Source organism: Epilithonimonas sp., assembly GCF_032055105.1.
GTDB lineage: Bacteria > Bacteroidota > Bacteroidia > Flavobacteriales > Weeksellaceae > Epilithonimonas.
Genome location: NZ_DAMBRK010000008.1, coordinates 60,720 through 83,994, shown reverse-complemented (window position 1 = coordinate 83,994; position 23,275 = coordinate 60,720). Strand labels below are relative to the sequence as shown.

Below are 23,275 nucleotides of genomic sequence, written 5' to 3'. Positions count from 1 at the left end.
TATAAGAGAGGATTAATATATTATACATTCTGAGATTCAAAAATTTCACTCTCCTGCGATAATGTTATGAAGCGTTACTTTCAAGCTTTCAAGTTGTTCTTTTTTAGCATCTAACTTACTATAAGTATCTTTCAAAAGAGGATTTTCTCTACTTGGATTATTGAAGAATGCCAAATTATTTTCCAATTGTACAACTTCAGCTTCCAAATCAGCAATTTGATTTTTGATTTTCCTTGCCTTATCTGTCAATTGACTTTCAGAAAGGTTTTCTTCTTTCAAATCGAATTCATTAATCTTATTAAGTTTTAATTTCTCTCTAAGTGTCTTGTTGAATTCTGTATTAATAGACAACTTATCTTTAGGAACTTTACCAATTGCATTCCAAGCATTTTTGATGTTCTCAATTTTTTCTACAGAACCCTCTTCGTCCGTCAAAGCTTTCAACTCTTCCAGAAGTGCTTTTTTGTTTTTATAATTTTCTTTCCAGTTATCTCCTGTTGCATTATTCTTATCTCTGTAATTTTTGAAAAAAGTATTACAAGCATCACGGAAATCATCCCAAACTTTGTTTGCCTGACTTCTAGGAACGTGACCAATTTTTTTCCAATCTTCCTGCAATTTTTTGAACAGTGGAACTACAATATCCCAATCTTCAGAATTCATATTATCCTGAGCCGTTTTTATCAAGCTTAATTTTTCCTCAAGATTATGAATCTGAGAACCTTTCAGATTTTTGTAGAAATCATTTTTAGTGGTATTGAAATCTCTCAAAGTTTGTTTGAAATCTGTCCAATTCTGATTCGACAATTTCTTAGGAACAGGTCCTAATTTCAAGAATTCTGTACGCAAATCCTCTACTCTTTTTATAGCTTGTTGCCAAAAAGAATGATTAACATTTTGAGTTGCAGACAAAGTTTTCAACTCTTCGATGATTTTATTCTTTTTATCAAGATTCTCTTGTTGCTCAGATTCTTGAACTGCAATCAGTTCAGATTTTCTTTCGTGGATTTTATTAGAAATTTCTTTGAACTCATCCCAAGTTTTCTCACGGAATTCCTCTGCAACTGGCTCTGCTTCTTCTTTCCAAAGTTTGTGTAGATATTGCAACTCATTCAAAGCTTTTTGAACTACTTTTTCGTCCAACAATTCTTTTGCTCTTTGGATGATATGCTCTCTTTTTTCAAGGTTATGAGCAAACTCCTGCTCAAGATATTCCTTATTAAGATCCAACATTTCGTTGAACATTTTCAAATGATGGAAATAATTGTTATTAAGATTTTTGAATTCGGATTTCGCCACTTGACCAGCATTACCCCAAGCTTCTTTAATTTCTCTAATAGACTTAAATAGATTGACACCTGGCTCAGAATTGGTGTAAAGGTTTTTCAATCTTTCGATGATTGACAATCTTTCCTCTAAGTTTTTCTGATAATCAGCTTCCTGAGCTTTGTGGAAAACATCAAGTTTTTCCTTGAATATATTGACTAACGCTGACAGTTTGGATGCTTGTGGATGATGAAATTCGAAGTGTTCTTCCGGATTACCTTGCTCAAGATATTCGTGTTTTTTGTCTTCCACCTCATCTGCCAATTTATGATTAGCATGATCTCTAAGCGCGTTGAATTTTTTCGAAAAGGCAAAAGCATCGTCTTTGTTCACGATAGTTTCCATTTCATTCAAAGTTTCATTCAGAGAAAGATTAGAATAATTTTCTTCTGCAAGTTCGATTTCCTGATGTTGAGTTTCGGTTTCAGAATTTTCTTCTGCAACAACTTCTTCAGATGCAGAATTAGGCGTTTCGGTTTCCGAAACCTGTTCTGTTGTCACTTCTTCTACTGATTGATTTTCAGAAGGATTGACTTCAGAATTAAGTTTTTCGTTTTCAGGATTTTCGTTTTCAATACTCATAACAAGGCAAATTAATTGACAAAAACAACTTTTAAATGCACTAAATTAACTGTTTTTTCTAGAAAACACCAAATATTAATACTAATTTTCAAAAAAAAGCACTTAATATTTACCAAGATTATGACAGAAGATTTAAAAATCAATAATTACTTGACAAAGGCTTTTTGATGTCGTATCTTTGCACCTCGAAAATTTAAAACAAATAAAATCCGTAAATTTTATGAAAACATCTGATTTTAATTTTGACCTTCCTGCGGAATTATTAGCTGAACACCCTTCAGAAAACCGTGACGAAGCAAGATTGATGGTTCTTAACAGAAAAACTGAAACTATCGAACACCGTCTTTTCAAAGACGTTATTGATTATTTTGACGAAAAAGACCTTTTCATCTTCAACAATACAAAAGTTTTCCCTGCAAGATTGTTTGGAAACAAAGAAAAAACAGGCGCAAAAATCGAAGTTTTCTTATTGAGAGAACTAGATGCAGAAACTCGTGTTTGGGACGTTTTGGTTGATCCTGCAAGAAAAATCAGAATCGGTAACAAATTATTCTTCACAGAAGACGAATCCCTAGTTGCAGAAGTTATCGACAACACAACTTCAAGAGGAAGAACATTGAGATTCTTATTCGACGGTTCTTACGAAGAATTTAGAGCAAAATTGACTGAACTTGGAGAAACTCCACTTCCTAAATACATCAAAAGAGATGTTGAGCCAGAAGATGCTGAAAGATATCAAACTATCTATGCAAAAGTAGAAGGTGCTGTTGCTGCTCCAACTGCTGGTCTGCACTTCTCAAAACACTTGATGAAGAGATTGGAAATCAAAGGAATTGATTTTGCTGAGATTACACTTCACGTTGGTTTAGGAACATTCAACCCAATCGAAGTTGAAGACCTTTCTAAGCACAAAATGGAATCTGAAGAAGCTATTATTGATGAGAAAAACGCAGAGATCATCAACAGAGCTGTTCAAGAAGGCCGTAGAGTTGTTGCCGTGGGTACAACCACAATGAGAGCGCTTGAAACATCTGTTTCTTCTAATAAAAAGATTTCAGCTTACAGAGGATGGACAAACAAATTCATCTATCCGCCTCACGAATTTGGTGTTGCTAACGCCATGATTACCAACTTCCACACGCCTAAATCTACTTTGATTATGATGATTGCTGCTTTTGCAAACAAAGATTTCATAATGAGAGCTTACGAGGAAGCTGTAAAAGAAAAATACAAATTCTACTCTTACGGAGACGCAATGTTGATTCTTTAAGATTTGAATTTTTCAAAGATAGAATGCACAACTTTTATGGTTGTGCATTTTTTTATGTCTTGTAATTTCATTAATTTCATCGTATGAAAGCACTTTCTTTTTTAGCATTATTATCTATTACGTTTTCCTGTTCACAAACTCAGGACAATTTCTCCACTATTTCATCCTTACCAAAAAAAATAAAAGAAGCATCAGCTTGCGAAATTTCGAAAGCTTCACCATTGATTTGGACAATTGAGGATAATCATAATCATAATGTTCTTTTCGGATTCAATGAAAAAGGAGAATTAATAAAGCAAATCCCCATTTCTAATGTTGAAAATAACGATTGGGAAGATTTGACTTCTGATGATGAAGGCAATATTTATATCGGAGATTTTGGAAATAATGATAACGAAAGGCAGAATCTCGCCATTTATAAAATCAAGGCTTCGGATTTAAATAAAGATGAAGCACAAGCAGAATCGATTGTTCAATTCTATTATCCTGAACAAACCGAATTTCCTCCAAAGAAAAAAGACCGAATTTTTGACGTAGAATCGTTTTTTATTCATAACAATAAGTTTTATCTTTTTACTAAAAATAGAAGTTCGAAATTTGATGGAACAACAGTTTTGTATGAAGTTGAGAATAATTCATCTCAAAAATTACCTGCGAAGAAAATCGGGAGTTTTGTGACTTGTGAACAATTCAATCATTGTGCTGTTACAAGCGCTGATATCAGTCCAAATAAAGATAAAGTTGCTATCCTAAGCTCCGATAAAGTCTGGATTTTCAACAATTGGAAAGGGAATAATTTCTTATCTGGAAATGTAGAAAAAATTGAACTAAATCATTTTACACAAAAAGAAGGATTGTGTTTCAAAGATGAAAATACCATTTTAATGACTGACGAAGGTGGAAAAAAACAAACGGGAAATCTTTATCAATTGAAGTTGAAATAAAATCTTACTCATAAATGAAAAAGATTTTTATAATATTTACTTTTCTAGTATTAAATCTAAGTTTGTTTTCTGCTCAGACTAAAGAAGAGTTTGACAAATTGATTAATGAAATCTCTGTTGAAAATTCAATTGGCATTATTACAACTAAAGAGTCAAAACAAATTATTTCTTATGGTGAAAAATCATTAACATTGCTTGCTGAATTTTTCCCTGATGGAACTTTGACAAATATCAAATCTGATTGCTTAGAAAGAAATTTAACTAAAGGAGAAATTGCGATTATCCTAGCTGATGGAATGCAAAGAATGCCTTATGCCAAACTAACAGGTATGCAAAATTGCCTTTTAGAATTTTGTAAAAACAACCCCAATTTAATTGAATATTATTTTCCTTTTATTCAAAAAGACAATGCAAAATTATTTACAAAAAAATATCGTGATTGGCTGAAAAGCACTGAGCGTAAATCTAAAAGGAAAAAGCAGAAACTTACCTCGTAAACGAATAAAGCAACATATCCGTAAGAACTTTTTGCCTTTTTCTGTAATCGTTTTTCAACAAACCTTCAAACTCGAAATTGCAGAATTCTGCTACTTTTTTGCTGGCGATATTGTCTGGTGCAATTTTCATAAAGATTCGAAGCACTTCCTTTTCATTCATACAAAAATCCCGAAATGCTTCCAAAGCTTCATAAGAATATTTGTTTCCAACAAAATCATTGAAAATAAAATAAGCCAACTCTCCTTTCGGAATCGTCCAATCTATTTCTCTTATTGAAATATGTCCAATCAATTCATCTGATTCTTTGAGAAAAATCCCGAAATAAAAACCTTCATTCTTTTGGCAACTTTCAATCTTCTTTTGGAAATATAATTTTGCTTCTTCCAAAGTTTTAGTTACGCTCAAAGTTCTAGAAAAGTAATCTTCAAGAAAGGTTTTATCGTTTTGAAATTTAGTATAAAATTCTTCCGCAAAATCCGACGAATAAGGTTTCAGAATAAGACGTTTGGTTTCTATCATCGTCTTGTTTTAAAAAGTTCCGCCAATTCCAATAACCAATCTTCCACCATCGGAAGAATTGAAATAAGAAGCGTTCAAAGAAATTGCATCAACTGCATTCAGCCAAAATCCACCACCGTAAGAGTTGTGCCATTTGTTAGAAATTTCATTCGGATTCCAAACTCTTCCTAAATCAAATCCACCGAAAAATCCATAACTCAAAGGTAAAATAGAATTCTTTATTTTACCTACTTCATATTTCAAATCCGTTGTTTGAAAGAAAGAATTCTTCGCATAAAAACGATTAAATCGGAAACCTCTCAAATCATTATTTCCGCCCAAAGTCGCCATCTGATAAAACTCGTAACCGTCTCCCAAAAGCCATTTTGCTTTTGCATAAGAAGACCAAACCAATCTTTTATTTGTTGTTAAATAATGTAAAAATCCAAGTCCAGTTTCCAGCGAAGTATAGTTTCTGTCGGTATTTTCAAGATTCATATTGTAAACCGCTCTTACATCGAATTTCATTCCCAATTTTGGATTGGCTTTGTTGTCATAATTTTCATAATTGAAAGAAACATCCGCTCCACCAAACTGTTTAGAATTGAAAACATCCTCGTTCACAACATTTGGCAACGAAATATATCGGTCTGCAGTTTTATCGATTTTCAGAACTTCGTATTTCAGCTTTGCTGAAAAAGTTGACGCATTTTTGTTCCAATTAATAGACGGAGAAAATGCAAATTCTTTTGCTCTTACATTGGTAAATCGGTTTCCAAATTCTTCGTTCAAGTTGACGGTTTCATTCCCTATTCCGTAGAAATTCCTGATGTAATGCGAACTCGTAATTCTTGTATCCAAACCATAAAACCAACCGCCAGTCAACTGTGGAAAAACGCCTTGGTAAGCCAACTCATAGCCTTTGGTTCCTGTAAAATAATTGGCTTTTAACTGATGTTTTTGAGAAAACGGATTTTGAACAAAATTGTTCACAATATAAGTTCCGACAACACCAAAAGAAAGCGCATCATCAGGATTGAAACCAAGATTTGGCATCACTAAAGTGCTGTTATATTTTGGTTTTTTGTAATTATATTGATTGATGTCGTAATCGTCGGTTAAGGTTACATTGGCATTTCCTTTATTTTCAAAGTTATTTTTCTTACTTTTGTAATCGTAGATTCTCAAATTTTTGGCATTAGAAATGGTGTATTTATCTTCGTCCAAACCACCTAATAATCTAACTTTGATACTTGATTTTGGTTTTCCTTCCACAACAAATTCGTCATCATCAGAAAGCGCATAAATCCAGATTTCTTTGGTTTCTTTTCCTGAATAAATCTTGGAAGATTCCAATTCTTCACCTGATTTTTTCAAACGATAGATTTTGACTTCGGTTTCGTTGTTTGGCAATCTTGTGACAATAATTTTATCCTTTTTGTCCGTTCCTGTAAGCATCACTTTTCTTTCCAAGAATCTAAAATAATCCGAAGCATATTTCTTCAAATCAACTTTACGAATCAACAATTTCTGAATCAAATCTTCGGAAACTTTATCCTGAGTTTCTTTCGGCAGATTTTCAAATGCTTTTCTGATGTCATTTTCAGTTAAATTGTTTTGAATAAAATCTGCGACTTCCAACCAATCTTTCTCACTAGAGTTCTTTGTGAAAGCCAAATCCAAAGGATAAGGTTCGCGATTGAACCATTTTACATCTCTGATTTTTTCATCAAATCCCTGCATATGTCTCAAATCAGGAATTCTCATTACCAAAGACAAAATCAGTCCGTCATATTTCGAAAATGCTTGGTCTCTGTCTTTCGGAATCGGGCTGTAAATCACATTACCACTTTCTTTTTTCGCTTCAAATTTCCATTGGTCGTGATGTCTGTCCCAATCGCCAATCAACATATCGAACAAACGAGCTCTAATCCAAGCTTTTTCATCAATTTTATACTTTTCATCTTTGGCAAGATTCAGGATGACTTCGTCTGTTCCAATAACTTTGTTTGGATTTTCTTCGGTTTCCATTGGTCGGTCTTCGAGATAATACAATTCGTCACCAAAAGTCTCATTGAAGCTTTTCAAAGTCTTCTGTTTCGGAATGTAAAAAAGTTCAGGCGTTGTATGACGAATTCCCAATTTATCGGACATTTCACCGATTACCAAAGGTGTGTAAGGATGAGAAGTTGTATAAAAATCAAGCAAAAATTTGTCTGCATAACTTCCATCAAAATCATCTACAACATATTGATTTTTGAACGCAACAGCCTGCAAAAATCTCACACCACTTTTTTTGAGTGCTCGGATGACATATTCGTTTCCTGTTTTGGTTTCCAGACGGAGTGATTTGGTCTGATGTCCACCTCCTGCTCTATCGGTTTTCACACCGCCGAAAAGTGTGTCCAAAGCCAGATTTTTCACATTGATTTTCTTAAAATAATAATCTCTGTAATGTTTTCCCCAAAGAAATTCATAGGGTTTACTTTTCTTGGTCATTGTTGAATCATAGATTGAAGCCTTTGTATATTCCGAGAAGTTTTTCGGGTAATCTTTGGAAGTTTTTTCTTCAGTTCCAAGAACCTTTTTTCTGAATAACAATTCCGATTTTTCAGGATTAAGGTTATAAAAACTCACTTCAGCATTTCCCGATTTTGAAATTTTCAGTTCGGCATAACCATTTTTTCCGAATGAGAAATCATTTTCTTTAACCGCTTTTGCAGATTCGGTTTTGGAACCTGCTCCGCTGATAATTTGCCTGATATCACCTTGCTCAATGTATTGCAGATTGTGGTCGTGGCCAGAAACTACAACTACATTTTTTCGTCCGCCAATCAAAGTTTTAAGTCTATCAGACAAATTTTTATAATTCTGATTACTGATATCCTGATGCGTGATTCCGCCTGTTGCTCTTGTTAAATTGATGATGGAACCTAAAATTGGAAGCGGAACTTTATTTTCCAATGGAAAAATCTGCTTTTCCCAAGAGTAATATCCGCCGTGAGAACCTTGCGTAATCAACGGATGATGTGTTGCAACGACAATTGTCTTGTTCTGATTTTTATTCAATTGGTCTTCGAATTCTGTGTAGAAATCTTCTCGGGTTTTGATGTCGCATTTTTCATTGATATTCGGATTCTTATTCCAATCTGCTAAAACCCATTCTGTATCGACCAAAATCAATGTCAGTTTTTTGTTGATTTTTCTGGTTTCGATGGGACAGCCATTTCTTGGTGCAAATGTATTTTTGTCTCCGAATTTTTCTTTCACATAATCTTCTTCGCGTTTCAGACCTTTGATGCCGTTATTGTACCAATCGTGGTTACCGGGAATAAAGATTGTTTTACCTGCAAAGTTGGTTGCCAAGGAAATTTGATTATCCATTTTTTTCTCAGCAAGCGGTCTGTTTTTATCATCTTTTTTCGGCATTCCGACTGGGTAAATATTGTCACCTAGAAAAAGTAAAGTGCTACTTTCAGAAGCTTTGGATAATGAATCTTTCAGAGTATTCATATTATGGAAAGCTTCATCTTTGTCAAGATTTCCTGCATCACCAACCAGATAAAATGTATGAATGATGCTGTCTTTTATGGTTGAATTCTTTTCAAAATTTTTGACATTCTTTCCATAATCAGCTTGTTGAACTGCGCAGGAAATTGTAGTTAAAGAAATTAGAAAGAAATAATAGATGTTCTTCATTTTTATATGTCGGTGCTTCGCACCTTTATTAGATTCTTTATAGGCTTTACACCAATATTTCGGTACTTTGTACCTTAAATTTACATTTACATTGTAATGTTTATTAACCACATAGGCACATAGTTTTTTTGTGAATTTTAAAGATAAAATAGATGGACATTTATCACTATTTTATCTTTTTAAAAACAAATAATTTATTTTTTCTATGTGTCTATGTGGTTTTTAATTTTTAAAACAAGCTCTTAATCAAAGTGAGTTTAATGTTTTTGAATAAATATTGATAAAATTACTGAAACTCTAACAATATTTAACAAAATTAAAAATTTAAAAGCCATTATACTTTCTTAAATTTGTTGTAAATTGACTTTATGGATATTTTGAAAATCTCGGAAGATTACGCGAAAAATTTGCTCAAAGATAAATTATCTTCTGTCTATACTTATCATAATCTTGATCACACAATTCAGGTGGTTGATAAAATAAAAATTCTTGCAAAAGAAGAAAACATCAGTCCTGAAGACACTGAAAATTTGCTTTTGGCAGGTTGGTTTCACGATTTGGGTTATGTGGATGATGCTGATTATCACGAGGAAGAAAGCCAAAAAATTGCTTCTGATTTTTTAAAACAACATCAGTTTCCTGAAGAAAGAATTGCGAAAATCGGAGAATTGATTTTGGCAACTGACAAATTCTACAAACCAAAAAATCATCTAGAAGAAGTAATAAAAGATGCCGATTTGTATCATTTGGCTTCGGATGATTATTTCAGAATTTGTGAAAATCTGAGACAGGAAATCAAGGAAGTTCATCATCAGAAACTAAGCAAACAACAGTGGGCTGAGCTTAATATTACTTTCTTTTCGAAACATCAGTTTTATACCAAATATGCCAAAGAAAACTGGCAACCCATAAAGGAAAAAAATGTGGATAAGATTCTCTCCAATATTCAAAATCTGAAAGAAGAAAAAAAGAAAAAAGCTTCCGAAAACAGTGACAAAGCGCTACTGAATAAGAAGAAATTGGAAAAGCTGGAATCTCCAGAACGCGGAATAGAAACGATGTTCCGTGTGACGCTAAACAATCACACAAAACTGAGTCAAATCGCCGACAGCAAAGCGAACATTTTACTTTCTGTAAACGCAATTATCATTTCAGTAGCTTTATCGACATTGATTCCAAAACTGGATGCACCGAGTAATTCGCACTTGATTGTTCCGACTTTCATAATGATCATTTCGAGTGTTGCTTGTATCATTTTAGCGATAATGTCAACTAGACCAAAAGTTTCCAGCGGAACGTTTACCAGAAAGGAAATTGAAGAAAAAAAAGTGAATCTCCTTTTCTTCGGAAATTTCTACAAAATGCCAATGGAAGAATATATCTGGGCAATGAAAGAAATGATGAAAGACCGACAATATCTGTACGACACAATGATAAAAGACCTGTATTATCTTGGTGTGGTTCTGAACAGAAAATATACTTTATTAAGACTAACTTACACAGTTTTCACAATCGGAATTATTGTTTCTGTAGTGGCTTTTGTGGTGGCTTTTAGGAATGTGACGGTTTAGACAATTATTAGTTTATGAAAAATATTACAATATTAATTATTCTATTTTCTTCAAATCTATTCTATTCACAATTCAATAAAAAAGTTGATGATAAAATTGAAGGCAAGTGGAATTTTAATGTTTTTAGCGATTCAATTGGTTTTCCAATGATTGATGGAATAAAGACAGAAAATAAAATCTCACTAGAATCTATTGAATTTAAGAAGAATAATATTTTCAAAGCGAATAATAAAAAAGAAAAATTCAACGGAAAGTGGTACGCCATTGGAAATAATCTCATTTTAAATTTCAATAGCACAACTTCAATTCTATATGAAATAATGAGATTGAATAATTCAAGATTAGAGTTAAAAGAAGAAGGAATGTTAACTTCAAACCTTGGATTTGATAAACAATAATGTAAATATCAAATCCCTTCCACAAAGTCATACTCCACTTTCCCAGCTTGATAATTTACAGCAACACGCAACGCTCTGAGGCCATTGATTCCTTGTAAATCTTCAACATCCAATTCTTCAATATCAGCTTCCAGAATTTTTTGGTTTTGAAGGATTTTTATCAATTTAAGATATTCTTCACGTTCTCTTTCCTGAGAATAGATAATGCTGATTTTTCCCGATTGTGTGATACGTTCATCCGAGTTTTTAACCAAAGATTTATCGATACGTTTTTTAATCATTTCGTAGCGTGCATTGTAGCTTCCGTCAACATCAAAACGCTTTTCATCCATTCTGAAACGGATACTGATTGGTGTACTATAAACCAAAATTAGAGACGCAACATCCAACGGATAAGCCAATCGATCTTTGTGTTTTGCATATTCAATTTCTGTTTCACAAAGCACGCGCAATTGCCACAAACGGAGGTTTTTTAGAAAAATCGGGTCATAAGTCAAATCAGGCTCAATCGAAGAACCAATATACATATTATGTTCAACACCGTCTGTCTTGAAACGCTCATAATAAAACGGAAATCTGTGCTGCTGCTCTTCCTGTCTTTTGTCCAGAATACCAGCCAAACTCTTATTAATTGAAGACAAACTATCGTCAAATTTCTTACGGAAATTGTAAACCAATTCGGTTTTAGAATCCAGTTGTTTGTGATAATCTGTAATGATTTGATTATAATTCGTATTCTGAAGTTTTATCGATTCCAGCAAAGGATGAACTTCGAACAAAATAAAATTCTGAACCTGACTTTCCGTATCGGCTTTCAAGTCATTATTCAGAAGTTTTTGATACTGAATCAATTTTTGATTGATTGCTTCCAAATCATTATCAGAACTCAGTTTTTTGAACACATCAGAAATCATCATCAGATTGATTTCCATATCTTTTTTAATCGCCAAATTTCTGGAAACTGAAGAATTTCTGATATCGGTCTGACCGAAAAGTGGTGTAAGATTTTGGAAACTGATATTTCTATAAGGCAAGTCAAAATCCTCTCTGTAAAAACCAATATGACGTTCCGCTTCCTGACGGAATTTCCAATAAACACTAGGATGTATCGATGTATATTCTCTTTGAATTATTGCTTGAATTCTTGTTTCGATACCGTCATAAAGCCTGTCCATCGTATCTTCCAAATGTGGCATTACGATCTCCATTTTATTAGCAACAATGCTGTTCAGCATTTTTTTTCTGGAGACAAGCTCGATAATTCCCAGAAGTTTTTTATTCTTGATGATGGGCGCAAAAATCGCACTTTTGATTCCAGATTGGTAAAATTGTTTTGCAAATGTACTATCCGGAAATTCTTGATAAGTTCGTTCAACATCAGAAATGCTGAAGAATTTTCTCGTCTCAACAAGTGTATTGAAGTTCTTTTCGCAAAGCAATTCATTCTTACAATCCTGCGGAATTCCACCTGACAGAATAAAACTGTCAATCACGCCATTGATTGGATTTCTGACAAATTTATTTTCTTCAAAATCAATCGCTGTAAAGCCTAATTCCAAATCAGGAACCTGAAAAATAGAACGGAAAATCTTGTTCATTTCCGATTTCAGATTCTTATCATCTTCAAGATTGATGAGTTTACTTTTAAGATTGGAAACTGCGATTTCTGTGGTTGCATCAAAGAAATTAATCACTGCAAAACCTTTCAGTTCCCAGCTTTTCGGTGGGAATTTCTCTTTCCAAAGTTCATAATCATCAAAATTGTCCAGCAACTCTCCTATTTCTTCTTCAGTCAGTTTTTTATAATCTTCCAAAGGATTAACATCGATGAAATCGACATTATTCAGAAAACGATAATGGTTGACAATCCCTTCTTCATTAGGAATATCAAAAATAAAAGGCATCGACATATTAAGCGGAACCTTATAAAAATCCCTCAGAATAAGGCAACAACTCATCACATAGAAACGATGCGGATCTAGACCTTTAATAAACAAATCAAAATTTTCTCCTGCATTTTTCAGAATGCTTTGAAAACGTTTCGACGGATTGAAAAAGAAATTATAAAAAGGAAAACCAATTGCTTTGATTTCGTTTCCAGTCAGCATTGGCGGAAAAAGGTCACGCAAAAGTTCCTTCATCAACGTTTCGTTGTCTTTGAAGAAATCAAGATTGCTGATACCGTTTAAAAGCTCGGGAAATTCTTTAGTTTTATCCAAAATCCTTTGATGCGAAAGTGCATACTCCGAGCTCTCAGAAGCTTCTGCTTCCATTTTTCGGATGAGTTTTTCAAAAGAAAATTTAAGAACAAACGGGCTTTCGTAAAAGGCTTGGAATTTCATAAGGGTAAAAATCAATGCAAATGTAAGTAATATCGAATTATTAAAAAAGACGAATCAAAATTCATAATACCTTAACACAATAATAGAAATTAAGACTATTAAATTGTAACAAATTATCAATGTTAAACTTACAAAATCAACCATTTTAATATTTTTTAAGATTTAGCAATTATAACTTTAATCTATTATTATATTCGAAGATTTTAAATTTGCTCTATTAAGCGTATCTTTGCAAAAATTTTCAGAATACATTGAAAGATATCCGCACACTTTCCCTCGACCAGCTCAAAGATTACTTCAGCACAATTGGTGACAAACCATTTCGTGCCAAGCAGGTTTATGATTGGCTTTGGAGCAAGAATCTGCATTCTTTTGATGAGATGACAAATCTTTCTAAAAATCTTCGTGATAATCTTTCGCGTGATTTTTTCATCAATCCGATTGCTGTTGACCTATTACAAAAATCTTCTGACGGAACGATAAAGAACGGTGTAAAACTTCACGATGGACTGATGGTAGAATCTGTTCTGATTCCTACTGAATCCAGAAGTACAGCCTGCGTTTCTTCGCAAGTTGGATGTTCTCTGAACTGTGAATTCTGTGCAACAGCCAAACTCAAAAGAATGAGAAATCTGGAAGTTGCAGAAATCGTGGACCAAGTTGCGCTGATTGACCGTCAAAGCAAATTATATTTTGACAGACCGCTCACAAACATCGTGTTTATGGGAATGGGCGAACCGATGATGAATTACAAAAATGTTGTCGAAGCGATTCACAAAATCACAAAACCAGACGGTCTTGGAATGTCACCAAGAAGAATCACTGTTTCAACATCGGGAATTCCGAAGATGATAAAAATGCTCGCTGATGAAGAACTGAAAGTAAAATTGGCGCTTTCTCTTCACTCCGCCATCGAGCATAAACGAAACGAAATAATGCCTTTTTCTGAGAAATTTCCATTGACCGACATTATGGATTCACTTCAATATTGGTATCAAAAAACTGGTTCTCCAATTACTTTTGAATATTGTGTTTGGAAAGGAATCAATGATGGAGACGAAGATATCAAAGCTTTAATCAAATATTGCCGACAAGTTCCAAGCAAAGTGAATCTAATCCAATACAATCCGATTGGTGAAGGAAAATTTGACCACAGAAGCATTGAAGCTGAACAAAAATACGTTCGCGAATTGGAAAAAGCAGGAATCACAATCGTCGTAAGAAAAAGCCGCGGTGGTGATATCGACGCGGCGTGTGGACAATTGGCGAATAAAACAGCGGAGTAATTCTTTAACAATACTTTAATTCATTAAATTTCACTTTCAAAAAATCAATTCTTATTTTTACGAAATATGAAAAGGATTTTTTACATCTTATTTGTTTTATTAAGTTTTCAAGTTTCTGCTCAGAAAACTCAATCATTAAATCTCAAAAAATATAAAATTGCTGTCTTAAGTGATTCTTTGCGAGAATCTTCTGGATTAACGGATATTGACGGAAGATTATTTTCTTTCAACGACAGTGGAAATACAAGTGAAATTTTTGAAATAAAAGCAGGAAGTTCTTACATTGAAAAGACTTTTCAAACAGGATTAAGAAATATTGATTGGGAAGCTATTACAAACGATGGAGAAAATTTCTATGTTGGCGAATTCGGGAATAATTTGGGAACGAGAAAAGATTTGAAGGTTTATCAAATTCCGTTCAAAAATGATTCTTTGATTGTTGATTCGATTAAAACCATTCCGTTTTTTTATCCTGAACAAACTGATTTTACTTCGAAAAACATCAATAATAATTTCGATGCAGAAGCAATGATTTTCTTGGACAGAAATATTCATCTATTCACAAAAGAATGGATTACGAATACAGTTTCACATTATGTCATTGATAAAAATCTGACAGATAATCAACCTGCTCAAAAACTAGAAAGTTTTGACACAGGTTTTGTTGTGACTGACGCTTCCTTCTTTGAAAACAAATTATACGTTGTTGGTTACACCAAAAATGCGTCGGTTTATATGATGATTTTCGAGAAAGACGAAACCGGAAATCTTTTCTTTGATAAGCCTTTAAAAAAGTATTCTTTAGGCAGAGCTTACAATGTTGGACAAATCGAAGGAATTACAGCGATTGATAAAGGAATCTATATTTCGGGAGAACGATTCAGTATTAAAATCAAAAAAGTACCTCAAAGTCTTTATTTTATTCCTTTTAAAGATTTAGAATAATTATATTTGTAGTTCATTTATCAATTATCATCTATCAATTATAATTTGTGGCCAATACAGTAGAACTAATCAAAGCTCCGATTTCTGACGAAATGAAACTTTTTGAACAGAAGTTTTATGAATCAATGAAAAGTAATGTGGCGCTGTTGGATAAAGTGACGCGTTTTATTGTGACAACAAAAGGGAAACAAATGCGTCCGATGTTTGTTTTTCTCTGCGCAAAACTGGTCGGAAATGTGAACGAAAAAACGTTTCGTGGTGCTAGTATGATTGAGCTGATTCACACAGCAACTTTGGTTCACGATGATGTTGTGGATGAGAGTTTTAAGCGAAGAAATTTCTTTTCTATCAATGCACTTTGGAAGAATAAAATCGCTGTTTTGGTTGGCGATTATCTGCTTTCGAAATCGGTTTTACTTTCTACGGATAACAAAGATTTTGATTTGTTAGCTGTAATTTCCAGAACCATAAGAGAAATGTCTGAAGGCGAATTGCTTCAATTGGAAAAAGCCAGAAAATTGGATATTACTGAGGATGTTTATTACGAAATCATCCGTCAAAAAACAGCAACTTTGATTGCAGCGTGTTGTGAAGTTGGTGTTTTATCCAACGGCGTAGATGAAGCGACTGCGAAAAAAATGCAGGAATTCGGGACTTACACAGGAATGGCTTTCCAAATCAAAGATGACCTTTTTGATTATCAAACGAGCAATATCATCGGAAAACCTGTCGGAATCGATATCAAGGAACAGAAGATGACTTTGCCTTTGATTTATACTTTGAAGAATGCAAGTCCCGAGAATTACAAAAAATATTTCGCAACGATAAAGCGTTATAATAACGATTCCAAAAAAGTGCGTGAGTTGGTAGAATTCGTGAAATCTTCTGGTGGAATGGATTACGCCATCCAAAGAATGAAAGATTATCAGCAAAAAGCACTTGATATTTTGACTGAATTTCCTGATAACGAAGCTAAAGAATCGCTGAAACTGATGCTGGATTACGTGATTAGCAGAAAACTGTAAAATTTACATTAAAATAAAAATCAACCCTTTCAGAAATCGAAGATTCGACGTAAGTCAATTTAGAACTTTGAAAGGGTTTTTACTATAATTTAATTCCTCCGAAAATTTTAATTCCGTAATTTTGGGATATGAACAATTCTCCACTTGCCGAAATTCTACGTCCAAAAACTCTGGATGATGTTTTAGGTCAAGAACATCTCACAGGAAAAAACGGAACTATTAAAAGAATGCTGGATAATGACACCATTAATTCTCTTATTTTTTGGGGTCCGCCAGGAACTGGAAAAACGACTTTGGCTGAAATTATTTCTGAAAAATCAGGAAGAAAATTCTATAAATTATCAGCCGTTTCCGCTGGTGTAAAAGATGTACGAGATATTATTGATGAAGCTAAAAAACAGAATCTTTTCTCTGGAAAAAGTCCAATTTTATTCATTGATGAAATCCACAGATTCAACAAGTCGCAGCAGGATTCTTTGCTTCACGCGGTTGAAAAAGGTTGGATTGTTTTGATTGGCGCAACTACGGAAAATCCAAGTTTTGAAGTTGTTTCGGCTTTGCTTTCACGTTCGCAGGTTTATATCCTAAAAGCTTTGACTTTTGAAAAATTGGAGGAGTTGGCAGACATAAGCGTTTCCAAATACAACGAAATCAATAATACTAAGTTTTACCTCGAAGAAAAAGAAGCATTTATCCAATATTCGGGAGGTGATGCGAGGAAGTTGATTAATTCCATAGAATTGGTTCTGAATCAATTCAAATCTGCTAAGAAAAACAAAATCTCTAACAAAGATGTTCTTTCTGTTTTACAGGAAAATATGGCTTTGTATGATAAAAATGGTGAACAGCATTATGATACCATTTCTGCTTTCATCAAATCGATGCGAGGTTCTGACCCAAATGGTGCAGTTTATTGGCTAGCAAGAATGTTAGTTGGAGGCGAAGACATCAAATTCATTGCCCGAAGAATGATGATTCTTGCTGCAGAAGATATTGGTCTCGCCAATCCCAACGCTCTTGTAATGGCAAATAATTGTTTTCAAGCCATCAATGTTATTGGAAATCCGGAAGCTAGAATTATCCTCAGTGAAACCGCGGTTTATCTTGCTGTATCTCCGAAAAGTAATTCGACTTATAACGCCATTAATGAAGCAATGGCTTTTGTGAAGAAAACCGGAAATCTTCCTGTTCCACTCCATCTTAGAAATGCACCAACCAAATTGATGAAAGATCTGGATTACGGAAAAGAGTATCAATATGCTCATTCTTACGAAGGTAATTTTGTGGATTTGGAATTTCTCCCGGACGAAATAAAAGGTACAGCATTTTACCAACCTGCAAACAATTCTACCGAGAAAAAAATCAAGGAACAGCTCAAAGAAAAATGGGGCAACAAATACGATTAATAAAGCATTCGTTAAATAATCATAAAATCATTTTTTAAGCCAATTAATTCAATTTGCTTTTAATATATTTGCGCAAGAGAGATAACTATGGAACATTTTGAAAGTTGGAAAGACTTACTGAACCCCGAGTTCTACATCAAACTAGGTGGTTTTTGGTTGATTTTGTTTATTATTTTTGCTGAAACAGGACTATTCGTTGGTTTCTTTTTACCCGGAGATAGTTTACTTTTCATTTCTGGGATTTATGCTGTTAAAATCATAGACACTACTTTTGGTTCTACAGGTTCAGATTTCCTAGACACAACTATTCTCGCAACTGCAGTTTCTATTGCAGCAATCATCGGAAACGAGATTGGCTATTGGTTTGGTTACAAAAGTGGGCCATTATTGTATGAGAGAAAAGACACATTTCTTTTCAAGAAAAAATACCTTTTCAAAGCACACGATTTCTTCGAAGACCACGGAACTGTAGCCGTAATTTTGGCAAGATTCCTTCCAATTGTAAGAACATTTGCCCCAATTGTTGCCGGAATCGTAAAAATGGATAAAAAGAAATTCTTCTTATATAATATTGTAGGTGCTGTTTCTTGGTCATTCTCAATGATTTTTGCAGGTCATTACTTGGACAAATTATTTATGGACCAATTCGGTATAGACCTCAAAAAGAAACTTGAATTAATTGTTCTCGTGATTGTTTTGGTAACTACACTTCCAATCATCATCAAGTTTTTCTTTACCAAAGACAAAGAAAGACCAACAGAGGAATAATTTTTGATAAGAAACATTCAAACAACATACAAAACCGGAGCTAGTTTCCGGTTTTTGCGTTTAATAATAGATATACTTTGGGCAGCTTAATCTGCCTTCCGCTCCCAATCTTTTTTGCAGAACGTTTCAGTCTAAATAGAACTTAAATGTTGGCAAAAAATGATTTCCGCTCAAGTCGGGCTGCGAGTGATTCGGTATTTAAAAATCTTTTATAAGCGAAGCGTCCTTGTGAACCTAAAAACATATAAATAGTTATAAAAACCTTTGTGTGCTTTGTGTTAAATTTTAGTATCAATTAGAAAGCAAACAATTATTATTAATAAATTTAAAAATGAAAGTATTCCTAAACAAAAGAATTCCACAAATCGGAATCGACTTACTCAAAGAAAATAATCTCGAAATCATAACTCCTCAAACAGACAATCCGTCTCACGAAGAATGGTTGGAAAACTGTAAAAAAGCAGACGTCATTCTCAACGTTGGTAAAAATAAATATGATAAAGCGTTCTTCGATAATTGTCCTAATATCAAAGCAATTTCATTATTTTCAGTAGGATTTGACCAAGTTGATATTATCGAAGCTACAAAACGAAAAATCCCTGTTGGAAATACACCTGATGTTCTTAGCAGAGCCACTTCTGATGTTGCATTTTTATTAATGCAAATGGTTTCCAGAAAAGTCAATTATAACATCGAAAAAGTAAAATCAGGAAATTGGAAAGACTTTGATGCTTTGGAAGAACTCGGACAAGAATTGTACGGAAAGACTTTAGGAATATTAGGTTTGGGAAGAATCGGTTTTGAAATGGCTGAGAAATGTAAAGGTGCTTTTGGAATGAATATCATTTATCATAACAGAAGTCACAATGAAACTGCTGAAAAAGAATTGGATGCTAAATATGTTTCTTTTGATGAATTAATTCAGAATTCTGACATCATTAGTATTCACGCCAATTATACACCGGAACAAGCTAATCTTTTCAACCAATCAGTTTTTGAAAAAATGAAATCTAATTTGATTTTTATCAACACCGCAAGAGGTGGATTTCACAACGAAACAGATTTGTATGAAGCTTTGATATCCGGAAAAATTTGGGGTGCAGGTCTGGATGTAACAAATCCGGAACCGATGAGTAATGAAAATCCCCTACTCCAACTCCCGAATGTCTGCATCTTGCCGCACATTGGTTCTGCAACCATTGAAGCCCGAAACGGAATGGCGAGATTGGCTGCGGAAAATGTTATCGCTTTTGCAAAAGGTGAAAAAATGCCAACCTGTGTTAACCCCGAAGTTTATAATTAATTCTTAAAATATTCAGCTTGGAATTATATTTGTCTTAGTTGTCTTAAATAAAATCAAAATATTATGATACCAGAAGATAATACCAACGAGCAAAACAGAAAGTTGAGAGAAATGGATTACAATCCGGGCGAAGATATCTTTAACCGAGAAGAACACGTCCCATTGGATGGTGATGGAAACCCTATCAACGACCCAAGCCAAGTGAATGATGAAATGCCTTTGGGGCTAGATGTACCGGGTGCAGAAGATGATGATAACTTTGAACAAATCAATAATCAACTTCCCGATGAAGAAAATAATTACTACAGCCAAAGTGACAATTTAGATGATCACGAAGAGCAAAATGACGATATCATAGAATAAAACTGAAGCTTACCTCAACACAGGTAAGCTTTTTTGTTGTTATTTTTCGAAGATACGTGTCGGTTTTTTATTCTCATCAATGGCCACGAATGTAAAATCACCAGAAATAGCTTTTTCTCTCACATCTTCATACATCTCTTCAATATAAACTTCTACGTTTACTTTCACACTAGTATTGCCAACGTACCTTACTTTCCCAATTAGTTCTACTAAAGTATTGGCAGGAATTGGTTTCTTGAAATCAATTCTATCACAACTTACTGTTACAAAAGCTTTCCTAGCAAAACGAGTAGCTGTCATAAAAGCCACTTCATCCATCATTTCCATCACCTTCCCTCCAAACATCGTGTTATGGTGATTGGTCGTATTCGGGAAAACAACTTTAAAAACGTGCGTTTCTGAACTTTTAATTTTATCCTCGTAATTCATCTTTCTAATTTTGAAGTGGCAAATATAAGCCTTATTAAAGGATTTCTAATAAATTAGTATTGATTATACATCTTGAAAATTCCTTTCTAATTATAACAATCCTATTTGCAATTTTGAATATCTTTAAAACCACAAAAAACCCAACAACAGTCAACAAACAACCATCAACCATACAATGACTTTCCAAGAACAAATAAAACAAGGTATTCCCAACAAATTACCTCAACCCAAACCATACGAACAAAACATCAACCACGCACCAAAGCGTAAAGAAATCCTGACAGAAGAAGAAAAAAAACTCGCTCTGAAAAATGCTTTACGTTATTTCGATCCCAAATTCCACGCTGAGTTATTGCCTGAATTTAAGGAAGAATTAGAGAAATATGGTAGAATCTATATGTACCGTTTTCGTCCGGATTATGAGATGAAAGCGAGAGATATTACGGAATATCCCGGAAAATCGGAGCAGGCAAAAGCGATTATGCTGATGATTCAGAACAATCTGGATTATGCCGTGGCTCAACATCCTCACGAATTGATAACTTATGGTGGAAACGGCGCTGTTTTCAGCAACTGGGCGCAGTATCTTTTAACGATGAAATATCTGTCTGAAATGACAGACGAACAGACTTTAACCATGTATTCCGGGCATCCGATGGGATTGTTTCCTTCGCATAAAGATGCACCGAGAGTTGTAGTGACCAATGGAATGATGATTCCGAATTATTCTAAACCGGATGATTGGGAGAAATTCAATGCGTTGGGCGTTTCGCAGTATGGACAAATGACTGCAGGAAGTTATATGTACATCGGTCCGCAGGGAATTGTGCACGGAACAACGATTACAGTTTTGAATGCTTTCAGAAAAATCAATAAAGAACCAAAAGGTGGATTGTTCGTGACCTCCGGTTTGGGTGGAATGTCCGGAGCTCAGCCAAAAGCAGGAAATATTGCTGGTTGCGTAACGGTGATTGCAGAAGTGAATCCGAAGATTACCAAAATCCGTCACGACCAGAAATGGGTAAACGAAATCCACGAAAATCTGGATGAATTGGTGGCAAGAGTGAGAAAAGCTCAGGAAAATAAAGAAACGGTTTCTCTGGCTTATTTGGGAAATATCGTAGAAGTTTGGGAAAAATTTGATGAAGAAAATTTAAGAATCGACATAGGTTCAGACCAGACTTCGCTTCACAATCCTTGGGCGGGCGGTTATTATCCGGTTGAACAAACCTTTGAGGAATCGAATACGATGATGGCAGAAAATCCTGAATTGTTCAAAGAAAAAGTACAAGAAACCTTAAGAAGACACGCTTCCGCCATCAACAAACATACAGCAAAAGGAACTTATTTCTTCGATTACGGAAATGCTTTTTTATTGGAAGCTTCCAGAGCCGGAGCTGATGTAATGTCAGAAAATCCTACGTTGGGAAGAGAATTCAGATACCCTTCTTATGTTCAGGATATTATGGGCCCAATGTGTTTTGATTATGGTTTCGGGCCGTTCCGTTGGGTTTGTACGAGCGGAAAACCAGAAGATTTACAGAAAACAGACGAAATTGCCTGCCAGATTTTAGAGGAAATGATTAAAAATTCTCCTGAAGAAATCCAACAACAGATGAAAGACAATATTCAGTGGATTAAAGGTGCACAAGAAAACAATCTGGTTGTGGGTTCACAGGCGAGAATTCTCTACGCCGATGCCGAAGGAAGAATGAAAATCGCTGAAACCTTTAATAAAGCCATTAAAAACGGTGAAATTGGGCCGGTTGTTCTGGGTCGCGACCATCACGATGTTTCGGGGACAGATTCGCCGTACAGAGAGACTTCCAATATTTATGACGGTTCGAGATTTACTGCAGATATGGCGATTCAAAATGTGATTGGCGACAGTTTCCGTGGGGCGACCTGGGTTTCGATTCATAACGGAGGTGGCGTTGGCTGGGGCGAAGTGATCAACGGTGGTTTCGGGATGTTGCTCGATGGAAGCGATGATGCCGACAGAAGATTAAAGTCTATGCTCTTCTGGGACGTCAACAATGGAATCTCCCGCCGAAGCTGGGCAAGAAATGAAGGTGCTGTTTTCGCCATCAAAAGAGCCATGGAAGCTGAACCGAATTTGAAGGTGACGTTGCCGAATTTTGTGGATGAAAGTTTGTTTTAAATGAAAAAATTTACAACAAAGAACACTTTCAACGCAGTAAAATTATTTAACAATAATGATAAGCTGGTTGGTGAGATCATAAGTCCTTATTTCATTAATGGATTGTCCGAAAAAATAAAACTTAAGGATAAAGTTTTCAAAATAAAAGGAACCGGCTTTTTATGGAGAGATATTAAAATCTATGACCAAGATAATTACTTGATATGCAAGTCAGATATTTCTAAAAGTAGAATTATTTATTTCGGGGATACAATAGAAATTTTTACTTTCAAACATAAAAATTGGCTTAGTAATAAGTTCTTTTTGTATAAAAATGATCAGATTATTTTGGCTTTAGATTATAAAGGATTTTTTCGCTGGAAATTTATCATAGAAGTTGATGAAAATTTTGATAATGATTTAATCATCTTAATTTTTTTTAACTTTTATATGAGAGGGTTTTCGTCATCTGCAGATTAAAT

Annotated in this window: 19 protein-coding genes; 14 read left to right on the top strand and 5 right to left on the bottom strand. The window is 34.3% G+C overall.

Annotated elements, in window-relative coordinates:
• Nucleotides 1-45: 45 nt before the first annotated feature.
• The gene (locus tag RTY06_RS08680; protein WP_312824275.1) at nucleotides 46-1,908 is read right to left on the bottom strand and encodes a DUF349 domain-containing protein; all 1,863 of its coding nucleotides are present in this window, start codon (nucleotides 1,906-1,908) and stop codon (nucleotides 46-48) included.
• 220 nt (nucleotides 1,909-2,128) lie between these two features.
• Here RTY06_RS08680 and queA point away from each other — a divergent pair, with 220 nt between their 5' ends.
• From queA to RTY06_RS08665, 3 genes are all read left to right on the top strand, one after another.
• Nucleotides 2,129-3,178, top strand: coding sequence for a tRNA preQ1(34) S-adenosylmethionine ribosyltransferase-isomerase QueA (gene queA, locus RTY06_RS08675; protein ID WP_312824273.1), 1,050 nt, complete (start codon nucleotides 2,129-2,131; stop codon nucleotides 3,176-3,178).
• An 83-nt stretch (nucleotides 3,179-3,261) separates the two neighbouring features.
• Nucleotides 3,262-4,122 (top strand): hypothetical protein, encoded by an 861-nt coding sequence (locus RTY06_RS08670; protein ID WP_312824271.1) that lies wholly within the window; start codon nucleotides 3,262-3,264, stop codon nucleotides 4,120-4,122.
• 14 nt (nucleotides 4,123-4,136) lie between these two features.
• Nucleotides 4,137-4,619: a hypothetical protein gene (locus RTY06_RS08665; protein WP_312824269.1), complete on the top strand. Its 483-nt coding sequence runs from the start codon at nucleotides 4,137-4,139 to the stop codon at nucleotides 4,617-4,619.
• Here the strand turns inward: RTY06_RS08665 and RTY06_RS08660 are convergent.
• Both RTY06_RS08660 and RTY06_RS08655 read right to left on the bottom strand, forming a co-directional pair.
• Nucleotides 4,609-5,139, bottom strand: a complete 531-nt coding sequence (locus tag RTY06_RS08660; RefSeq protein WP_312824267.1) for a GNAT family N-acetyltransferase — start codon at nucleotides 5,137-5,139, stop codon at nucleotides 4,609-4,611. The two genes, RTY06_RS08665 and RTY06_RS08660, sit on opposite strands and share 11 nt — an antisense overlap.
• Before the next feature lie 9 nt (nucleotides 5,140-5,148).
• Nucleotides 5,149-8,817: a metallophosphoesterase gene (locus tag RTY06_RS08655; RefSeq protein ID WP_312824265.1), complete on the bottom strand. Its 3,669-nt coding sequence runs from the start codon at nucleotides 8,815-8,817 to the stop codon at nucleotides 5,149-5,151.
• Nucleotides 8,818-9,185: 368 nt separating this feature from the next.
• Here RTY06_RS08655 and RTY06_RS08650 point away from each other — a divergent pair, with 368 nt between their 5' ends.
• Together RTY06_RS08650 and RTY06_RS08645 are read left to right on the top strand one after the other, a co-directional pair.
• Nucleotides 9,186-10,388 carry a Pycsar system effector family protein gene (locus RTY06_RS08650; protein ID WP_312824263.1) on the top strand — a complete coding sequence of 401 codons (1,203 nt, stop codon included), beginning with the start codon at nucleotides 9,186-9,188 and terminating at the stop codon, nucleotides 10,386-10,388.
• Nucleotides 10,389-10,402: 14 nt separating this feature from the next.
• Nucleotides 10,403-10,786, top strand: a complete 384-nt coding sequence (locus RTY06_RS08645) for a hypothetical protein (RefSeq protein WP_312824261.1) — start codon at nucleotides 10,403-10,405, stop codon at nucleotides 10,784-10,786.
• 8 nt (nucleotides 10,787-10,794) lie between these two features.
• Here the strand turns inward: RTY06_RS08645 and RTY06_RS08640 are convergent, their stop codons facing one another.
• Nucleotides 10,795-13,128: a GAF domain-containing protein gene (locus RTY06_RS08640; protein WP_312824259.1), complete on the bottom strand. Its 2,334-nt coding sequence runs from the start codon at nucleotides 13,126-13,128 to the stop codon at nucleotides 10,795-10,797.
• A gap of 251 nt (nucleotides 13,129-13,379) precedes the next feature.
• On the opposite strand from RTY06_RS08640, the gene rlmN reads away from it, so the two are divergent.
• The 7 genes from rlmN (at nucleotide 13,380) to RTY06_RS08605 (ending at nucleotide 20,224) form a co-directional block, all read left to right on the top strand.
• Nucleotides 13,380-14,414, top strand: a complete 1,035-nt coding sequence (gene rlmN, locus RTY06_RS08635) for a 23S rRNA (adenine(2503)-C(2))-methyltransferase RlmN (RefSeq protein ID WP_312824257.1) — start codon at nucleotides 13,380-13,382, stop codon at nucleotides 14,412-14,414.
• 66 nt (nucleotides 14,415-14,480) lie between these two features.
• The gene (locus tag RTY06_RS08630; RefSeq protein ID WP_312824256.1) at nucleotides 14,481-15,359 is read left to right on the top strand and encodes a hypothetical protein; all 879 of its coding nucleotides are present in this window, start codon (nucleotides 14,481-14,483) and stop codon (nucleotides 15,357-15,359) included.
• Between the two features lie 47 nt (nucleotides 15,360-15,406).
• Complete coding sequence (locus tag RTY06_RS08625; RefSeq protein ID WP_312824255.1) at nucleotides 15,407-16,384, top strand: polyprenyl synthetase family protein; 978 nt, start codon at nucleotides 15,407-15,409, stop codon at nucleotides 16,382-16,384.
• Nucleotides 16,385-16,512: 128 nt separating this feature from the next.
• Nucleotides 16,513-17,790: a replication-associated recombination protein A gene (locus tag RTY06_RS08620; protein WP_312824254.1), complete on the top strand. Its 1,278-nt coding sequence runs from the start codon at nucleotides 16,513-16,515 to the stop codon at nucleotides 17,788-17,790.
• Nucleotides 17,791-17,877: 87 nt separating this feature from the next.
• Complete coding sequence (locus RTY06_RS08615) at nucleotides 17,878-18,558, top strand: VTT domain-containing protein (RefSeq protein WP_312824253.1); 681 nt, start codon at nucleotides 17,878-17,880, stop codon at nucleotides 18,556-18,558.
• Between the two features lie 331 nt (nucleotides 18,559-18,889).
• Nucleotides 18,890-19,861 (top strand): D-glycerate dehydrogenase, encoded by a 972-nt coding sequence (locus tag RTY06_RS08610; protein WP_312824252.1) that lies wholly within the window; start codon nucleotides 18,890-18,892, stop codon nucleotides 19,859-19,861.
• Nucleotides 19,862-19,924: 63 nt separating this feature from the next.
• A complete protein-coding gene (locus RTY06_RS08605) occupies nucleotides 19,925-20,224 on the top strand; it encodes a hypothetical protein (protein WP_312824251.1) in 300 nt (99 codons plus the stop codon).
• A gap of 39 nt (nucleotides 20,225-20,263) precedes the next feature.
• Here the strand turns inward: RTY06_RS08605 and RTY06_RS08600 are convergent, their stop codons facing one another.
• Nucleotides 20,264-20,653 (bottom strand): acyl-CoA thioesterase, encoded by a 390-nt coding sequence (locus tag RTY06_RS08600; RefSeq protein ID WP_312824250.1) that lies wholly within the window; start codon nucleotides 20,651-20,653, stop codon nucleotides 20,264-20,266.
• 175 nt (nucleotides 20,654-20,828) lie between these two features.
• Here RTY06_RS08600 and RTY06_RS08595 point away from each other — a divergent pair, with 175 nt between their 5' ends.
• On the top strand, nucleotides 20,829-22,814 hold the full coding sequence (locus RTY06_RS08595) for a urocanate hydratase (protein ID WP_312824249.1): 1,986 nt from the start codon (nucleotides 20,829-20,831) through the stop codon (nucleotides 22,812-22,814).
• Nucleotides 22,815-23,273, top strand: a complete 459-nt coding sequence (locus tag RTY06_RS08590) for a hypothetical protein (protein ID WP_312824248.1) — start codon at nucleotides 22,815-22,817, stop codon at nucleotides 23,271-23,273.
• Nucleotides 23,274-23,275 lie beyond the last annotated feature (2 nt).